The sequence below is a fragment of the Devosia elaeis genome (assembly GCF_001650025.1).
Lineage (GTDB): Bacteria > Pseudomonadota > Alphaproteobacteria > Rhizobiales > Devosiaceae > Devosia > Devosia elaeis.
In genome coordinates this window covers 13,750-29,884 of sequence record NZ_LVVY01000089.1, presented here as the reverse complement: position 1 = coordinate 29,884, position 16,135 = coordinate 13,750, and the positions used below count along the sequence as shown (strand labels likewise).

The following is a 16,135-nucleotide window of genomic DNA, read 5'->3' as shown; positions in this document are numbered from 1 at the left end:
CAAGGATATGGATGCCATACTTTGTCAACAGGACCTAGCGCGCCATCTTTCATCGATGTGGCGCGCCCTCCCGTGAATTCGACCCCATTCTAGTGGCCAGCTCTCTACGACTGCTTTCAAGACCAAGCGCTTTCGACAGGGGCGACCGCAATGGGGTCGGGATCTGCCGCTGATAAGCCTGCCATATTCGTTCTCTTCATGGCCGCTTCGGCCAGAGGAGAAATGTGATGGGTATCTCACAGTACGACCCTGCTGCTGCAGGAAGACCTGCTTGGAATGCCGGTAGGCAGGTTGGCGCCAAACGTGCATTGAAGGTCAGACAAATCTGGTCAATTCGCTTCTTCCTTGACCGAGAGGGAAGGATGCGGGACCGAGCACTTTTTGACTTGGCTATCGACAGCAAGCTTCGAGGCTGCGATCTGGTGAAGATCAAGATCGGCACGCTCGTGGCGGGACCTGCCATTCGAACTCGGTCGATGGTAATCCAGCAGAAGACAGGCAGACCCGTCCAATTCGAGATCACCGCTGACACAAGGGCCAGCCTGCTTGCTTGGCTTGAGCGACGCGGCGGGACGGTCGATGACTACGCCTTTCCAAGCCGTGTAGTGCACGATGGTCATCTGAGCACCCGTCAATACGCCAGGCTGGTGGACGAGTGGGTCACTGCAATCGGGCTGACGCCTGAGGAATATGGCACCCATTCGCTGCGCCGTACAAAGGCGTCGCTCATTTACAAAGCCACAGGCAACCTTCGGGCCATCCAGATACTTCTTGGCCATAGCAAGATCGAGAAGACAGTTCGTTACCTTGGCGTGGATGTCGACGACGCTTTGTCGTTGTCAGAGGCAACCGAAATCTGAGCAAGCGACTTCGCCGGCAGCCGGTTGTGCTTCGCCGGCGAAGCGCCCCGTTTCAGCCTTTCGGACTGCTATCACAGTTTCTAAAGAGCGGTCGGTCCGCTCTCTGGTTGTCAGGTGCAGGCCCGGGCAGAGCGAGAAGCAGTAAAGTGGACGCCGAGAACGACCCGACGCCCTAAAAAATCTTCAAGTCAGTTGGTGCCGCAGACGGCATTCAGCCTAAGATTTGATTGCGTGCAATCTGAGAACAGACGGCCTGTCGCGGCGCATATGCACGCTATTCCTTGCGACTTTCCGGCCACGGCCCTTGCCTTCGGGTTCGCCGGTATTGGGATTTACGTCAAATTTAGGGAAATTGGAGGAGGAAATATCGAGCCGGATACGATTGCCCTTCTTGAATAAATTGGCAGTAGCGAAAGCCTTGATGGTGATCTTGAAGACTTCGCCTTCTCCAACGAGTTCAGGCTTGTCGAAACCGTGCCGATAGCGGACGCGGAAGATGCCGTCGGAAATGTTGAGCGCATAGCCGCGCGGATAGTCTTCTGAAGGCGGATAGACGTCCACGAGCTTGGCGGTGAAATCGGTATCAAGGGCGTCGGTTGATGCCCACAAGTCGACTTCCACCGGTCCGATTACAGCCACATCCTCCGCAAGCGGCGCCGTTTCGAAGCTAAGCACATCCGGCCGCGCACTGAGCGGCATTCCGGGCCGTGTGCAGCCATAAAATGCCTCTGCTTCGCGCTGGTCGAACCCGCCGCCAGTGAAAATGGGCTCGCCCGAGGTCAGCGCGCCACCAATGGTCGGTACTGGATTGGCCGGATCAAAATCGTAAGTGATCGACGCGTCAGTTTGCTCTGGCGCTGAATGATCGAGCGTCATGTTTTCGTGCAGATAGAGATTGAGCGGCTGCGCTTCCGGCACAGGCCAGTCGGTGCTGGTGATCCAGCGCCCTCCGTGATCGAGATTGCCCCTTTCGGTTTTCTGACCACTACCGGTGCCCATCAGGAAGAGATGCACCTGTCCTGCCCGGTCCTCGGTCGTTTCACCCTTGAGGTGACGCGCGAAGAAGTTCTCACGATAGGTGAACCAGTCGGCATCGACATGGCCGTCGAATACGGCTTCAGGGCCGAAGTCCACGTCGCCGAAGACGGTTCGCGTTCTGTTGCCATGGGTCCACGGTCCCATGACCAGCGTGACCGGGCGGTCAGGATCGCCCTTGAGAGCGGTGAAATTCTCGAGCGTGGTTGGCACATAAACGTCATACCAGCTCGACATGAAGGTGATTGGCACCTTTGGGAAGGTGTCGTAGTAGCCCTCTGCGTAAATGCCGACCTTTTTCCAGAAATCATCGAAGGTGCCGGCCTGCCACTGTTCGAGCAGATAATCCTCATATTCGGGATTCCAGCGCACCGGCGATCGCCCCTTGCTCCATGGCATCATGGCGAACCAGTCGGCGAGGTTTTCGGCACCGACCGCCGCTGCGGTCCTGTCATCGGCGCCTTCGCGGGCGCGGTGATAGGCCCATGTGGCTTGCTTGAGCTCAAAGGCACCACCCTGACGGATACCGCAGGTATAGGCGTTAGCGAAACCGCCGGAATCCACAACCATGGCGGCAAGGCCCGGAGCATTGAGCGAGGCCAGCGCCATTTGCGTATGGGCATTATAGGACATGCCCTGGGTCCCGATTTTGCCATTGGTCCAAGGCTGGCCCACGATCCAGGCCATGCTGTCGAAACCGTCTTCGCCTTCGGACAGGTATTTGGTAAAATGTCCTTCGCTTTCGTAGCGCCCCCGACAATCCTGCCAGATGACGATATAGCCCTTGCGGACGAGCCGGATCGCATATTCCGGCCTCGACAAAGGCCGGGGATCGGCAAATGTGAACTCGGTCCGTGGCGTGCCCGACTTGTCATAGGGCGTGCGCTCGAAAATGACCGGCAGCGGCGTCTCAATCGGCACACCATTGACGGCAGGCCGATAAATGTCGGTTGCCAGATGCACACCATCGCGCATGGCGATCATCACGTTACGATGCACGACAACGTCGTCAGCTACCGAAGTAGCTGACGGGAGTTCATTTGCAGGAATAGTCATTTTTCCAGTCTTACATCCTGGGCAATAGTGCGCTCAGCGAGGTTGGGCGTGAAGTCGATGCCGTCACGCGAAGCCCAATAAATCTTCTGGAAGAAGAGCGGCACGATGGCCTGATCGTCCATGGCGATCCGCGTCGCTTCCTGAAGCTTTTCCATCCTTGTGTCGTAGTCAAACTCTTCCATCGCCGAGCGCAGCATCGCGTCGAATTCAGGGTTGGAATAGCGCATACGATTGAAGCCGCCCGTGCCCGCTTCCTGATCGTAGGTCTGCAGCAGGGAGCGCAGGTTGGATTCAGAGTTTGGCGTGGAGGCCCCCAGCGAGAAGATAAAGGCACCGTATTCGCCCTTGGTCGCCGCAGCGGCATAGACGTTGTAGGGCTGGGTCTGAACGGCGTTGACCTGCAGACCGCCGCGCGCCAGCAACTGACCCATGGCCTGTGCAATTTCACCATCGCCGGGGAAACGGTCATTGGACGAATAGAGCGTGATGCCGAAGCCATCCGGGAAACCGGCCGCTGCGAGAAGGCGCTTGGCTTCGGCAGGGTCGGCTGGGGTCGGCAACAGGTCCGGTACATAACCGCCTAGAGCAGATGGCACCACTTGGGCAGAGGGAACGCCCGAGCCGCCCAAAATACGGTCCACAAGCAGCGAGCGATCAATCATCGCCGAGACAGCTTTGCGCACATTGGCGTCGCGGAACGGGTTGGGATTGATCGGCTGGCCTGAAGCGTCGACAACACCCGGCGCAGTGTCGTCACGCATGTTGAGCGCGAGATAGACAAGGCGGCCCGATTCAATCGGATAGACCTTGATATTGGCTTCCTGTTCCAGCCTTGGCACGTCGGACGGCGCGACCAGATCGATCAGGTCCACCGAGCCGGACAGCAGGGCGGCAGTGCGCGCCGCATTGTTGGCGATGAAGCGGAATTCGACATTCTCGAAATCTGGCTGCTCGCCCCAATAATCGGGATAGGCTTTGAGGGTCAGCGACTCTGCTGGCTTCCACGCCACGAACTGGTACGGCCCGGTGCCAATGGCCGCTTTACCGGAATTGAAATCGGCAAGCTCGGCGCCTTCTGCCGCGGCCTTGGACAGCATGAAGACGCGACCAATCTGTTCCATCAGCGCAGGATTAGGCTGTTTAGTGGTCACGCGGATCGTGTAGTCGTCGATCTTTTCCACTGTGTCGACCGAGCTTACCACGTCGCTAAACGGCGCCGGGCTGTTGGGAACTTTGTCGGTGCGGTCGAGCGAGAACAGCACGTCATCTGCAGTGAACGGGCTGCCATCGTGGAATGTTACGCCTTCGCGCAACGAGATTTCCCACGTCAACGGATCGATATTGGTCCATTCGGTGGCCAGATGCGGATGCATCTGCAGATTTGCATCGGTCGACAACAGCGTTTCGAACATGTTGTCGGCAGTCATCTGGTTGTTGCCAGTCCGCGAAAACTGCGGATCGATGGCCGACGGTTCGGTGGACCGGCCAATGACGATATCGGCGGCCAGCGCGGTCAGCGACAGGCTGGCCAGCAATGCCGATGTGATTGCCACTCGGGCAATGGAAGCTCTCCAGGTCATACTCGTCCCTCTCCTTGTATGGACATGTTGAAATCTGGCCGCTCAGGCAGCTCATTGAGATGACAGGCGCTCTGGTGCCGCCCGCCGAGATCGACAAGCGCCGGGCGCTCGATGCGGCAGCGCTCGAAGGCATGGGGGCAGCGCGGATGAAAATGGCATCCGGACGGCGGACTGACCGGCGAGGGTATTTCCCCCTTGATCGTCGTGAAGGTCCGGTGGCGCTTGTCGATGCTGGGCACTTCGGCGAGGAGCGCAGCGGTGTAAGGGTGGTTCGGGCGCTCGAAAATGTCCTCGACGCGCCCACTCTCGACCACGCGGCCGAGATACATGATCACCACACGGTCGGCGATGTGATTGACCACGCCCAGATCGTGACTGATGAACAGATAGGTGAGATCGAAACTCTTGCGCAGATCCATGAAGAGATTGATGACCTGCGCCTGAATGGAAATATCCAGCGCCGCGATGCTCTCGTCGCAGACGAGGAATTCGGGCTTGACCGCGAGCGCCCGGGCGATGCCGAGGCGCTGGCGCTGTCCGCCGGAAAACTGGTGCGGGTAGCGGTCCGTCATGGAAGGATCGAGGCCCACGGTTTCGAGCAGGTCTTCGACCAGCTTGCGCTTCTCGCCGCGCTTGATCAGCCCATGGGCGACCGGAGCCTCTCCGACAATGTCGAGCACACGCTTGCGCGGGTTAAGCGAGGACATCGGGTCCTGAAAGATGATCTGGGTTTTAAGGCGCGCTTCCCGCGCGGCCTGGCCGCGCAGGCTGTCGCGCTTTTCACCTTTGACAAGCACGTCGCCTTCCGTGGCCGGGATCATGCCAGCAATGATGCGGCCGAGCGTGGACTTGCCACAACCGGACTCTCCGACCAGCCCGACGACTTCACCCTTCTCGATAGTGAGATCGACACCATCGAGCGCGTGAACGACCTTGCGGGTAGAGACGGCCCCGAGCTTGCTCGCGATGCGCTCGGCAAAGTCGGGTTCATGGGTAAAGCGCTTGGAGACGTTGCGTGCTTCGGCAAAAATCTCGCTCATGACGTGGCCTCCGTCGCCCCAAGGGGATTAAAGCAACGCCACCTATAGTCTGCGGCGCCAATGGTTTCGGTTGGCTCCTGCAGGCAGGCATCGGTGGAGAAGTCACACCGGGTACGGAACGCGCAGCCTTCGGGGCGACGAAGGGGGTGAGGTGCGGAGCCTCTGATCTGAGTCAACCGCTCACCCCGCCGGTTGGCGGCAGGCGCGGAGCCGATCAGCCCCGCAGTATAGGGGTGCTTGGGGCGGTCAAGGATTTGATCGACATCGCCCTGCTCGACAATACGGCCCGCATACATGACCGCGATGCGGTCGGCGAGGCCGGCGACGACACCCAGATCGTGGCTGATCCAGATCAGCCCCATGCCCAGCTCACGGCAGAGCACCTGCACTTCGGACAGGATCTGGCTCTGGATGGTCACATCAAGCGCGGTAGTCGGCTCATCGGCGATAATAAGATCGGGCTTGTGCAACAGTGCAATAGCGATGGCTACCCGTTGGCGCATGCCGCCGGAAAACTCATGCGGATAGCTCTCGATGCGGGTTTCAGGCTGAGAGATGCCCACCATGCGCAGCGCCTCGATGGAGCGGCGCAGGGCTTCGGCCCGCGACACGCTCTCATGAGCCAGCACGGTTTCGACCATATGCGTCTTGACCGAAAGGACCGGGTTGAGCGTCATCATCGGGTCCTGGAAGATCATCGCAATGCGATTGCCACGCAGCGTGCGCAGCTGTTTCTCGGACGCCGCCAGCAGATCTTCTCCCTTGAAGAGGATGGAGCCACCAACATTGCGCCCCGGAGGATCGACAAGGCCGATAATGGAAAAGCCGGTGATCGACTTGCCGGAGCCGGACTCCCCCACAAGCCCCAGGATTTCGCCACGACGCACGGAAAAACTGACGCCATCGACAGATTTCACTTCGCCAGCCGGCGTCGCAAAATGGGTCTTGAGATCGGTGACTTCGAGCACGATTTCGGATGTCTCGGAGGGATTGCTCATTTCGCCAGCCTCGGATTGAGTACTTCGCGCAGGCGGTCGCCGACGATGTTGATGGAAAAGACCAGGGCGAGCAGCAGCAGGCCGGGATAGACGCTGATCCAGTAGAGACCAGCAAGCAGCACCTGATAGCCATTGGAGATCAGCAGCCCCAGCGAGGGCTGGGTGATCGGCAGGCCGATGCCGAGAAAGCTCAGCGTCGCTTCGGTGGCGATGGCCTGTGCGATCTGGATGGTGCCGATGACGATCAGCGGTGGCATGCAATTGGGCAACAACTGACCAAACAGGATGCGCGGCCGACTAAGGCCAAGGCAGCGCGCGGCCTCCACATAGTCCTTGTTCACCTCAACCAGCGCCGCGCCGCGGGCGGCTCGGGCAAAATAGGCCCATTGCACCAGCACAAGCGCAAAGATCACCTTGCCGGTCCCCTGCCCCAGCACCGCCAAAACCAGCAGCGCGATGAGAATGGTCGGAAAGCCCAGCATGAGGTCGACGATACGCATGATGAAGGCATCGAGCCGGCCACCAGCATAGGCCGCCAGAAGGCCGAGCGAGGCCCCTATAATCAGCGCCAGAAGTCCGGCGGAAAGACCCACCATCAGGCTGGTTCGCAGGCCATAGAGCATGGCCGAGAACATGTCGCGGCCCTGCGTATCGGTGCCCAGCACATAAAGCATGCCATTATAGCCCTCCGACATTGGCGGCAGACGGGCATCGAAAATGTCGATCTGCAACAGATCATAAGGGTCCTGCGGAGCGATCAGCGGCGCAAAGATGGCGGCGAGCACCAGCGTGATGCAGACAATGAAAGCGACCACGGCTTTAGGGCTGCCAAAAATGCCGTTGACGGAGCGGGCAACCACCCCTTCTCCAAAAAGGCGTTGGGTGAGCGCGCTCATCGGGCCTTGCTCCTGATCCTGGGATCGAGGAGCGAATAGAGAATGTCCACGAACAGATTGATGAGAATGAACATCGTGACCACCACGAGGATGTAGGCGACCACGATCGGCCGATCGAGAATGTTGATGCTGTCGATGATCAGTTTGCCGACGCCGGGCCAGGCGAAGATGGTTTCGGTCACCACCGCAAAGGCGATGAGCGACCCGAACTCGACGCCGATGACGGTGACGATCGGGATCAGGATATTCTTGAGCACATGCACGAAGACGATGCGCCGCGACGACAATCCGCGCGCCTTGGCAAATTTGACGAAGTCGAGCGGCATGGTTTCCTGCACGCCCGTGCGCGTCAGCCGGATCACCAGCGCGATCTTGGCCAGCGACAGATTGAGCGCCGGCAGGATGAGGTGGCGAATGCCATCCCACGTCGCAAGGCTGGTTTCGATGCCGAAAATCGTGCCGGTCTGGCCGCGCCCGGTGGACGGCAACCAGCCCAAGTACACCGAAAAAATCATGATCAGCATCATGCCCTGCCAGAAATTGGGCAGGCTGAAACCGAGTATCGAGCCGGTCATGATGGTTTCATCGGTCGCCGAACCAGCTTTGAGCCCCGAGATCAGGCCGAGCGGCAGGCCGATAATGATGGCGAGTACGAGCGCGCAGAAAGCGAGCTCAAGCGTCGCTGGCAGACGGGCGAGAATGACGCTGATCGAGGGCTGGTTGTAAACGAAGGAGGTGCCGAGATCGCCCTGCAGCGCGTTCCAGAGGAAATGGCCGTATTGGATGGGCAGCGGCTGATCGAGGCCCAACGCCTGGGTCACCTGAGCGCGCTCAGCCATCGTCGCATCGGGCGGCAGCAGAATTTCGAGCGGATCGCCGATGGCATATACGCCGACGAAAACAATGATCGAGGTCACGAAAAGGACGAGCACGGCCTGCAGGAGGCGCCGGATTACGAATGCCGTCATCGCGTGCGCCTGCGGGGCGACAGACACGCTTTCAATGTCATGGTTTCACTTTTCCCTTTCCCTTGGCAAAGATCATGCACGCGGGGAAGACACTTGCAATCTTATGAAGAAAACAGGATGACTTATGCGAATTTCGCATAGGGCAGGCGAATGAAGATCAAGAATTTTGAGGCTTACCAGGCCGTTATCAGCACGGGATCCACCCAGGGTGCCGCAAACATGCTGGGCATTTCGCAATCAGCGGTCAGTCGGCGCCTCTCGCAGCTCGAACAGGAACTCGATCTTGAACTCTTTTACCGCGAAGGGTCGCGCCTCGTGCCGTCGCGTGTCAGCGGGCTGGTTAGTCCGCATATCGCCGATGTGCTCGAGCGCATGCATATCCTGCTCGATGCAGCCGCCGAATTGCGGGAGGGGCACCATGCCCAATCCCTTTTGCGAATTGCCGTTCCACCCGGGATTTCACGCCGCATTATTCCGCAGATCGTCGCCAAGTTTCTGAAGATCCAGCCACATGCCCGCTTCGAAATCCTACACGGCACCTATGAGGTGATCCGCAAGATGCTCGAGGACAAACAGGCGGAGGTCGGCTTTCTCCGATTGCCGCTGACCGAGGATTATCTGTCGAATGCCTCGGTCATTCAGGCGCGCTCTGTCTGCGCTATTGCGCCGAGCCACCCTCTGGCCCAGCGCGACGCCATCCGGCCAGAGGACCTGAAAAATGAACCTCTCGTTCTGCTCGGCTGGAAGCGGGCGCCGCGGCATGACCTCGACCTGGTATTTTCCGCCCATAGCCTAAGACCGAACATTCGTCTGGAAGCCCATTCCGTCAGCTCGGCATGCGGTTTTGCGGCAGAAGGTATCGGCATCGCCATCGTCAATTCGCTGCTGATCCAGGATTGTCTGGACCTGGACGTGGTAAAGCGCCCCTTTTTCCCTGACGTTCCGCATTATTTTGCCTTCGCCTATCCGGCAAAGCCGGAAATCTCGGACGTTGCGCGACAGTTTGTAGATTTTGCCACAGGCGAACTGCAACAGCTTGCATCAAGTGCGTGAGCCGATCGCGCTCAATCACCATCAGTCCATGCCCAGAACGTCCACCACATTTGTAGTGTGTGACAACTGACACACTGCCTGCCATTTGCTGTCGCTACCCCCTTTCTCCATGCCTGCCCAGGCCAGGCAGTCCATGAATTTCTGATAGCGGTCATTTTCGTCCATCGGCGCCTCAATGGCCCCCTTGGCGTGCAGTCGCTCGGTGACCAGATGCTGGCCGTCTCGCGTGATGACCGTAACGATGTGTGGCAAGCGTTCCCAACCCCGCTCGTCCTCGGGCGTATATGACACCATCTCGATACGCCCCATAAGCGGCGCACATTTCCTCTGCCGGACGACCTCGGGCGTAAAGTCCGACAGAGCCAGTCTTCCGGTCGTGAACGCGGTCGCCAGACAATATTGCATGGAAAACCGCGCCTGCATCTCATCCTCCGGATCAGGATAGGCCAGGTTTTTTGCGGCCGAGACCCCGACCTTGGCGACAATCCGGTCGATGTCATTGAAGCTCAACTGATGGTCTTGTTTCAGATCGAGCAATGCGTCGACGGCGCGATGCGTCGATGCGCAACAGGGGTGGCGCTTGGTCACCAGCCCTCGCGTTTCAATAACGTGTTCTGGGCCAAAGGTAAGACCGTCCCAACCTCTGGCCTCAGGGCCTCCTGTGAGCTCCAGAAACCCCTGCTTACCTTCCAGAATATCCGCTCTTCCGCGAAGGCCGGCCTTTGCCAGCAGTGCAGAATCCACGGCATTGCGGGCGGCAAAGCCAGCATGCACCGGCTTGACCATGGTGCCAAATTGCCCCTTCGGACCGCAAGCCAGACTGGTGGCTATACTCATCGCATGGACCATCTCTTCCAGCGACAATCCCAGCAAGTGTGAAACGCCGGCGGCAGCGCCGATGGACCCGATCGTCGAAGTGCCGTGCCACCCAAGATTGTAGTGAGAGGGCACGACGCCAAAGCCGACCGCCGCCTGCGCTTCGAGGCCAGCCAGATAGGCAGAAACCAGTTGGCTCCCACTTGTGGCACCTACCAGACGAGATGCCGCCAGTAGTGCCGGCACAAGCACGGCTGAGGCATGGGCGCGGGCGGGATGAAAATTGTCGTCGAAATCAAGACTATGGGCTGCGGTCGCATCCACCATCGCACGGGTCGATGCCGAATAGTACGTTGAGATATCAGCAGAAAAGGCAGCCCTGACAGCCTGCGTGGCCGCTTCCGCTTTGCCTGCCACCATGACGGCGTAAGTGTCGGCAATGGCCTCTTGCGCGCGCTGGATAGCGGTTGGACTAAAGCTCTTGCGCCCTTCGATCTGCTGGGCAATGGTTTGGATGACAGATGACATGGTTGGCCTCGATTTCGGACCCATAGTCATCCTAGCGAGGACGGATTCAATCTTATGCGTGTAGCGGGTAGCGTTACCGAAAAGTGCGGACGGGCGTATGGCCAATAAGAAGGTCCAGCCGATCAGCGTCAAACACATCGAAAACTACGATGCAATCGCCGCGACCGGCTCGACGTCGGCCGCTGCCGCGGCACTTGGGCTGTCCCAGTCCAATGCAAGCCGCATGTTGCAGCAACTCGAAGAGTATCTGGGTGTCGAGCTGTTCTATCGCGACAAGAATCGTCTTTCGCCGACAAAGGAGGGCACCCATCTTGGCCCCGAAATTCGCGCGATAGCCGATCGCCTGCAAGCGCTTCGCACATCGGCACGTGAGCTGGAAGCGGGGACGTCGAAACAGATCCGCCTGCGTATCGCCTTTCCGTCCAGCCTGACAGTCAGTCTGGTGCCGCCCATGCTGGGCCAGTTTCGCCAGAGCTTTCCAAACGTTTCCGTTGAGATTTTTGCAGGCCCCTACACCGCGATTGAGCGCATGGTCGTCGATGGCGTGGCCGATATTGGCTTTACCCGGGTGCCACTCACCCTTTCCGGCTTGCGACGCGAATTTGAGATCGGGTCGCGCAATGTCTGCGCGCTGCACGAGGATCATCCTCTCGCCTCGCGCAAGAGCCTGACCGTTGCCGAACTTGAGGGGCACGACATGGTGCTGCTCAACCGCGAGCGCCCCGCAAGGCATGAGCTGGAAGCGATATTTTACAAGGCAGGACTGAGGTTAAAGCCAGTTGCAGAGGCGCATTCGGTTGCTTGCGCCTGTGCCCTCGCAGCCGCAAACCTGGGCATCACCATTGTCAGTGAATTACTGGCAAGGCCCAACCTGGCTGCCAACTTGAGGCTGGTCCCGCTCGAACCCATTCTGCCAGTGAACTACGCAGTCATCATGTCGGAAAAAACTGCTGCACCGAAGGTCGCAACGCTTTTCGTGCGCCATCTTCAGGAATGGCTGGAGAAGAACGCATTTGGGTCCTGACCAAGAAGGCACCGGCAAAGCACTTAGAAGTGGATCTGCCTCAATACGACCACTTGGGCATCTATGCGCCCTCATTCCGGCCATTCAGCCTGCAACCACGACCTTCCGAGAGCTGACGGTCTGCTTGCCCAATCCAGGCGGTGGCAATTGGGTGGGATGTCGACAGGCGTCTTTTTGGTCGCAGCGGACACACCGCGCACACAAACCGCCTGTGCTTGCGAACAAAGAGCGGCTCGTTCTCACAACTGAACGTTAGGGTAGGCAACGCGCCCCGGTCAGTCGTCCAGGCGTCAACCGCGACTCCCTGAATGCTGCCTGACAGTGAGATGCTGCCGGTGCTTTCTGAGCGGCGATGGGCCGCTACGCGAAGACACCCATAGGCGCGACGATCGTCAAACTAACGCTCCAATGTAGCTCTTTCCGTGGGCACCGGTCGAGATCCAAACCCCAGACCACAGAGCTTTCAGCTCCTGAAGACCGGTAGGCAGAGTCGCCTCGCCACAAATCTTTCAACCGCAACCATGCGCAAAACGCAAATCAGGCTTGCAATAGAACTTCATAAATGCAATACAATCCGTGAAGTTATGAAGAGGCCTCGTTTTGACCGATCTGCGTTTCGCTACCCGTCTGAATTCCTTTGCTTCCGCAGCGCACTTGGCCTGGCCCGACCAGGTCGGCAGGCCTTCGATGATGCAAATGGCAACACGCGCCGCATCGGTTGATGGCCTGACGGATCTCGATCTGAATTACCCCGACCACGTTGACGGCGCACCGAAGCAGATCGCCCGCGAATTGGCTGATTTGGGTCTGTCGATCAATGGCTTTGCCATGCGTTACTACACTAACCCTGCCTTCAAACTCGGCGCTTTCACCAACCCCGATGCTGCTGTGCGCAGAGAAGCCATTGACCTGACCAAAAAGGGAATTGATGCCGCTCGTGAATGCGGCGTGTCGCTGATGACCCTTTGGTTGGGACAGGACGGGTTCGACTACGCATTCCAGGCGAATTACGACACCCTCTGGCAACACGAAATTGACGGCATCCGTGAAGTTGCCGCTCACGATCCTGAATGCCAAATCAGTCTTGAGTACAAGCCTAACGAGCCGCGCTCCTACAGTCTGATGCCCGACGCGGCTACAACGCTACTCGCCATCAAGGAAGTGGGCCTTCCCAACCTGGGTGTGACGCTAGACTTTGCGCATGTGCTCTACGCAGACGAGCAACCTGCCTATGCAGCCGCCTTGATTGCACGCCACTCCAAGGTGCTCGGTGTCCATCTCAATGACGGTTACTCCAAGCGGGACGATGGCTTGATGGTCGGCGCTGTCCACACGCTTCAGACCATCGAGATGCTGCGCCAGGTTCGCAAGGACGGCTACCAGGGCGCAATCTACTTCGACACATTCCCAGACATGACGGGCCTGGACCCTGTGCGGGAATGCGAAACCAACATTGCCACGGTCAAGCGAATGTTCGCCGTGGTCGATGCTCTCGATCGCGACAACGGGCTGGCCGCCGCGATCGAGCGACAAGATGCCGTTGAGGCCAATGCCATTGTGCAGAACCTCATGCTGCGTCGCAACGCCTAAGCCACCCGCCAAATCACACTCATTGGGAGGACCCGAATGACCATTGCCTTCAAGATATCGATCGCTGCTGCTTTGATTGCCACCAGCCTAGGCGGCGCCTTCGCTCAAGGCCTTGCTCCCCTGAACTCTGACACAGAGGCTGACCGCCTCGACTGGTCAGAACTCGACAGTACCCTCGGAGCTCTGCCGACATTGCCAGAAGGGCTGCGCGCCGGTGGCGTCTCCAAGACCCTAACCAATGAATACTGGCGCTCGCTTGGCGAAGGATATCAGAAGTTCGCCGATGCCAATGGCGTCAACCTTGCCTACCAGGCCGCTCAGAGTGAGGGCGACCAGCTCGGTCAGCTGACTATCGCTGAAGGCATGGTCACTCAGGGCTACAACGTGCTGCTGCTGTCGCCGCAGACCGATGCCAACTTGCAGCCCGTTCTGGAGCAGGCCGCCGCGGCCGGAATACCCGTCGTCAACGTCAACGACGCCGTTATCCCCGGCGCCGAACACTATGTTGGCAACGTACAGCGGGACAATGGCGTGCGTGTCGCCAACTGGTTCATCGAGAATTACCCCGAAGGTGGCAAGGTTGCGGTCATCGAGGGGCAGCCCGGCGTCTTTGCTGCGGTCCAGCGGACGGATGGTTTCACTGCGACCATCGAAGCAAGCGGCAAGTTCGAAGTCGTTGCCAGCGTGCCTGGCAACTGGGATCGTCAGCTCTCCTACGACGCTGCCACCAATATCCTGAACCAGCACCCCGATCTCATTGGCTTCTACGCTAACAATGACGGCATGGCTTTGGGCATCGTCGAAGCCGTAAAAGCTGCCAACCTCAAGGATCAAGTAGCTGTGTTCGGAACCGATGGCATTTCGGATGCATATGCCTCGATCCGCGCCGGCGATCTGACCGGCACCGTGGATAGTTTCCCGGTGCTCACCGGTGAAGTTGCCATGGAGGTTGCCCTTCGTCTTGTCGGCGGTCAGGACCTGCCGCGTGTGGTGGCAACTCCCCAAGCCCTCATCACAGCGGACAATGTCGACCGTTATTCCGGCGAAGGCGTGGATGTGCGCGCCGTCCTGCTTGAAGACGCTACCAAATAGGCTCCTCCCGACGCCGGCGGCCACTTGGCTGCCGGCGTCAAAATCTTCCGCGGAGTTTAAGCATGACCGTCTCCCGCCTCGCCTTCGACGGCGTCACGAAATCCTTCGGCCCCCTGCAAGTCCTCAAAGGTGTCTCCTTCGACGTGGCACCAGGTGAGGTGCACGGACTGCTTGGTGAGAACGGTGCAGGCAAATCCACACTCCTCAAAATCCTGTCCGGCGTGTTCAAACCTACGGACGGACGGGTGCTGATTGATGGCCGGCCCATCGATGCGCATGGGCCGGTGTCTGCCAGACGTGCCGGTATTGCAATGATTCATCAAGAGCTGCAGCAGGTGCCGCGTCTGACGGTGGCGCAAAACATGTTCTTGGGCCGCCCTCTGACCCGTTTCGGTGTCATTGTCGACCATCGCGAACAGGAAAGTTTGGCCGCGCAAGCACTGAAAGTCATCGATCCCCACATCGATCCAGCCGCGCCGATTGGGTCTCTCAAGGTCGCGCAGCGTCAGATTGTAGAGATCGCCCGGGCTTTGCTCGAAGACGCAAAGATCATTGCGATGGACGAGCCCACATCAAGCCTTACTCCCAGTGAGTTCGACCGCCTGGCCGAGATCATTCTTGATCTCTCGGGACGCGGCGTTTCAGTCGTCTACGTGTCCCACAAAATGGAAGAAATCTTCCGCATCTGCACACGTTCAAGCGTGATGCGCGATGGGAGTTTGGTGGGCCTCGTGAAGATGAGCGAGACCGATCAAAAGACGGTGGTGCAGATGATGGTAGGGCGCGAACTCTCCCAGCAGGTTCACACCAGTTTTGCCACTGAACAGGTAGTTCTTGAAGCCAGGAACGTATCCTCGGACAAGGTGCGCGATGTTTCGCTAACTCTCCATCGCGGCGAGGTATTGGGTGTTGCAGGCCTCGTGGGGGCTGGTCGAACAGAATTACTTCGTTTGCTTGCCGGCGCAGACGAGCGCAGCACGGGTGAGGTATTCATCGACGGCGAGAGCGTAGCTTTGCGGTCACCAAGAGAGGCCATCGCCAGCGGAATTGGTCTCGTTCCGGAAGAACGTAAGCGTGAGGGCATCGTCCCGCTTCGATCGGTTCAGAACAACATCGTCTTGGCATCAATGAGCCGCTTTGCGCCACGTGGGATTATCAACGGTGGCAGGCTCAAGTCTATATCGGCCGTCACCCTCAAGGAGACCGGTCTGCGCCCATTTGCCCCGGAGCGCGAGATCCGTCGCTTCAGCGGTGGGAACCAGCAGAAGGCAATCATCAGTCGCTGGCTGGCCGCCGAAACCCGGATTTTCCTGTTCGACGAACCAACCCGCGGCATTGATGTCGGCGCCAAGGCCGAAATCTACGCGCTGATCGAAAAGCTGGCCAAAGAGGGCAAGTCGGTCATCGTGGTCTCATCAGAGCTTCCAGAAATCATTCGCCTCTCCGACCGCGTGCTGGTCATGAGAGAAGGCCGATTGGCTGCGGAGCTTATCGGCGACGAAATCACCGAGCACGCCATTGCTGCCAGTGCCATTCCCCAATCCACCGTGAACGATGCGGCCGAAGAGGCCGCGATCGTGACAAATACGAGCCTGTGAT

At 58.9% G+C, this 16,135-nt stretch carries 13 protein-coding genes; 6 read left to right on the top strand and 7 right to left on the bottom strand.

The genetic code is table 11. From position 1 onward, the window contains the following. Positions 1-227 precede the first annotated feature (227 nt). Entirely contained in the window at positions 228-860 is a 633-nt protein-coding gene (locus A3840_RS11510) for a tyrosine-type recombinase/integrase (protein WP_067456587.1), read from the top strand. Between the two features lie 216 nt (positions 861-1,076). Here A3840_RS11510 and A3840_RS11505 read toward each other — a convergent pair whose 3' ends face one another. From A3840_RS11505 to A3840_RS11480, 6 genes are read right to left on the bottom strand one after another with little or no spacing between them, the layout of a single operon-like run. Continuing rightward, the gene (locus tag A3840_RS11505) at positions 1,077-2,951 is read right to left on the bottom strand and encodes a CocE/NonD family hydrolase (protein WP_067456584.1); all 1,875 of its coding nucleotides are present in this window, start codon (positions 2,949-2,951) and stop codon (positions 1,077-1,079) included. Continuing rightward, on the bottom strand, positions 2,948-4,531 hold the full coding sequence (locus A3840_RS11500; protein ID WP_067456581.1) for an ABC transporter substrate-binding protein: 1,584 nt from the start codon (positions 4,529-4,531) through the stop codon (positions 2,948-2,950). The genes A3840_RS11505 and A3840_RS11500 overlap by 4 nt, the downstream gene beginning before the upstream one ends. Continuing rightward, positions 4,528-5,571: an ABC transporter ATP-binding protein gene (locus A3840_RS11495; RefSeq protein ID WP_067456578.1), complete on the bottom strand. Its 1,044-nt coding sequence runs from the start codon at positions 5,569-5,571 to the stop codon at positions 4,528-4,530. Before A3840_RS11495 ends, A3840_RS11500 begins: the two co-directional genes overlap by 4 nt. Then, positions 5,568-6,569, bottom strand: coding sequence for an ABC transporter ATP-binding protein (locus A3840_RS11490; RefSeq protein WP_067456575.1), 1,002 nt, complete (start codon positions 6,567-6,569; stop codon positions 5,568-5,570). Before A3840_RS11490 ends, A3840_RS11495 begins: the two co-directional genes overlap by 4 nt. After that, positions 6,566-7,465 (bottom strand): ABC transporter permease, encoded by a 900-nt coding sequence (locus A3840_RS11485; protein ID WP_067456572.1) that lies wholly within the window; start codon positions 7,463-7,465, stop codon positions 6,566-6,568. The genes A3840_RS11490 and A3840_RS11485 overlap by 4 nt, the downstream gene beginning before the upstream one ends. Beyond that, the gene (locus A3840_RS11480; protein ID WP_067456569.1) at positions 7,462-8,433 is read right to left on the bottom strand and encodes an ABC transporter permease; all 972 of its coding nucleotides are present in this window, start codon (positions 8,431-8,433) and stop codon (positions 7,462-7,464) included. Before A3840_RS11480 ends, A3840_RS11485 begins: the two co-directional genes overlap by 4 nt. A 150-nt stretch (positions 8,434-8,583) precedes the next feature. Between A3840_RS11480 and A3840_RS11475 the strand changes: the two genes are divergently transcribed. Next, a complete protein-coding gene (locus A3840_RS11475) occupies positions 8,584-9,486 on the top strand; it encodes a LysR family transcriptional regulator (protein WP_067456566.1) in 903 nt (300 codons plus the stop codon). Between the two features lie 21 nt (positions 9,487-9,507). On the opposite strand, the gene A3840_RS11470 is transcribed toward A3840_RS11475, so the two are convergent. Beyond that, positions 9,508-10,830 carry an MmgE/PrpD family protein gene (locus A3840_RS11470; RefSeq protein ID WP_067456563.1) on the bottom strand — a complete coding sequence of 441 codons (1,323 nt, stop codon included), beginning with the start codon at positions 10,828-10,830 and terminating at the stop codon, positions 9,508-9,510. Positions 10,831-10,927: 97 nt separating this feature from the next. Here A3840_RS11470 and A3840_RS11465 point away from each other — a divergent pair, with 97 nt between their 5' ends. From A3840_RS11465 to A3840_RS11450, 4 genes are all read left to right on the top strand, one after another. Beyond that, a complete protein-coding gene (locus tag A3840_RS11465; protein WP_067456560.1) occupies positions 10,928-11,854 on the top strand; it encodes a LysR substrate-binding domain-containing protein in 927 nt (308 codons plus the stop codon). Between the two features lie 609 nt (positions 11,855-12,463). Beyond that, positions 12,464-13,444 carry a sugar phosphate isomerase/epimerase family protein gene (locus tag A3840_RS11460; RefSeq protein ID WP_067456593.1) on the top strand — a complete coding sequence of 327 codons (981 nt, stop codon included), beginning with the start codon at positions 12,464-12,466 and terminating at the stop codon, positions 13,442-13,444. A gap of 36 nt (positions 13,445-13,480) precedes the next feature. Further along, on the top strand, positions 13,481-14,536 hold the full coding sequence (locus A3840_RS11455; RefSeq protein ID WP_067456557.1) for a sugar ABC transporter substrate-binding protein: 1,056 nt from the start codon (positions 13,481-13,483) through the stop codon (positions 14,534-14,536). A gap of 62 nt (positions 14,537-14,598) precedes the next feature. Further along, positions 14,599-16,134, top strand: coding sequence for a sugar ABC transporter ATP-binding protein (locus A3840_RS11450; RefSeq protein ID WP_067456554.1), 1,536 nt, complete (start codon positions 14,599-14,601; stop codon positions 16,132-16,134). Position 16,135: the final 1 nt, after the last annotated feature.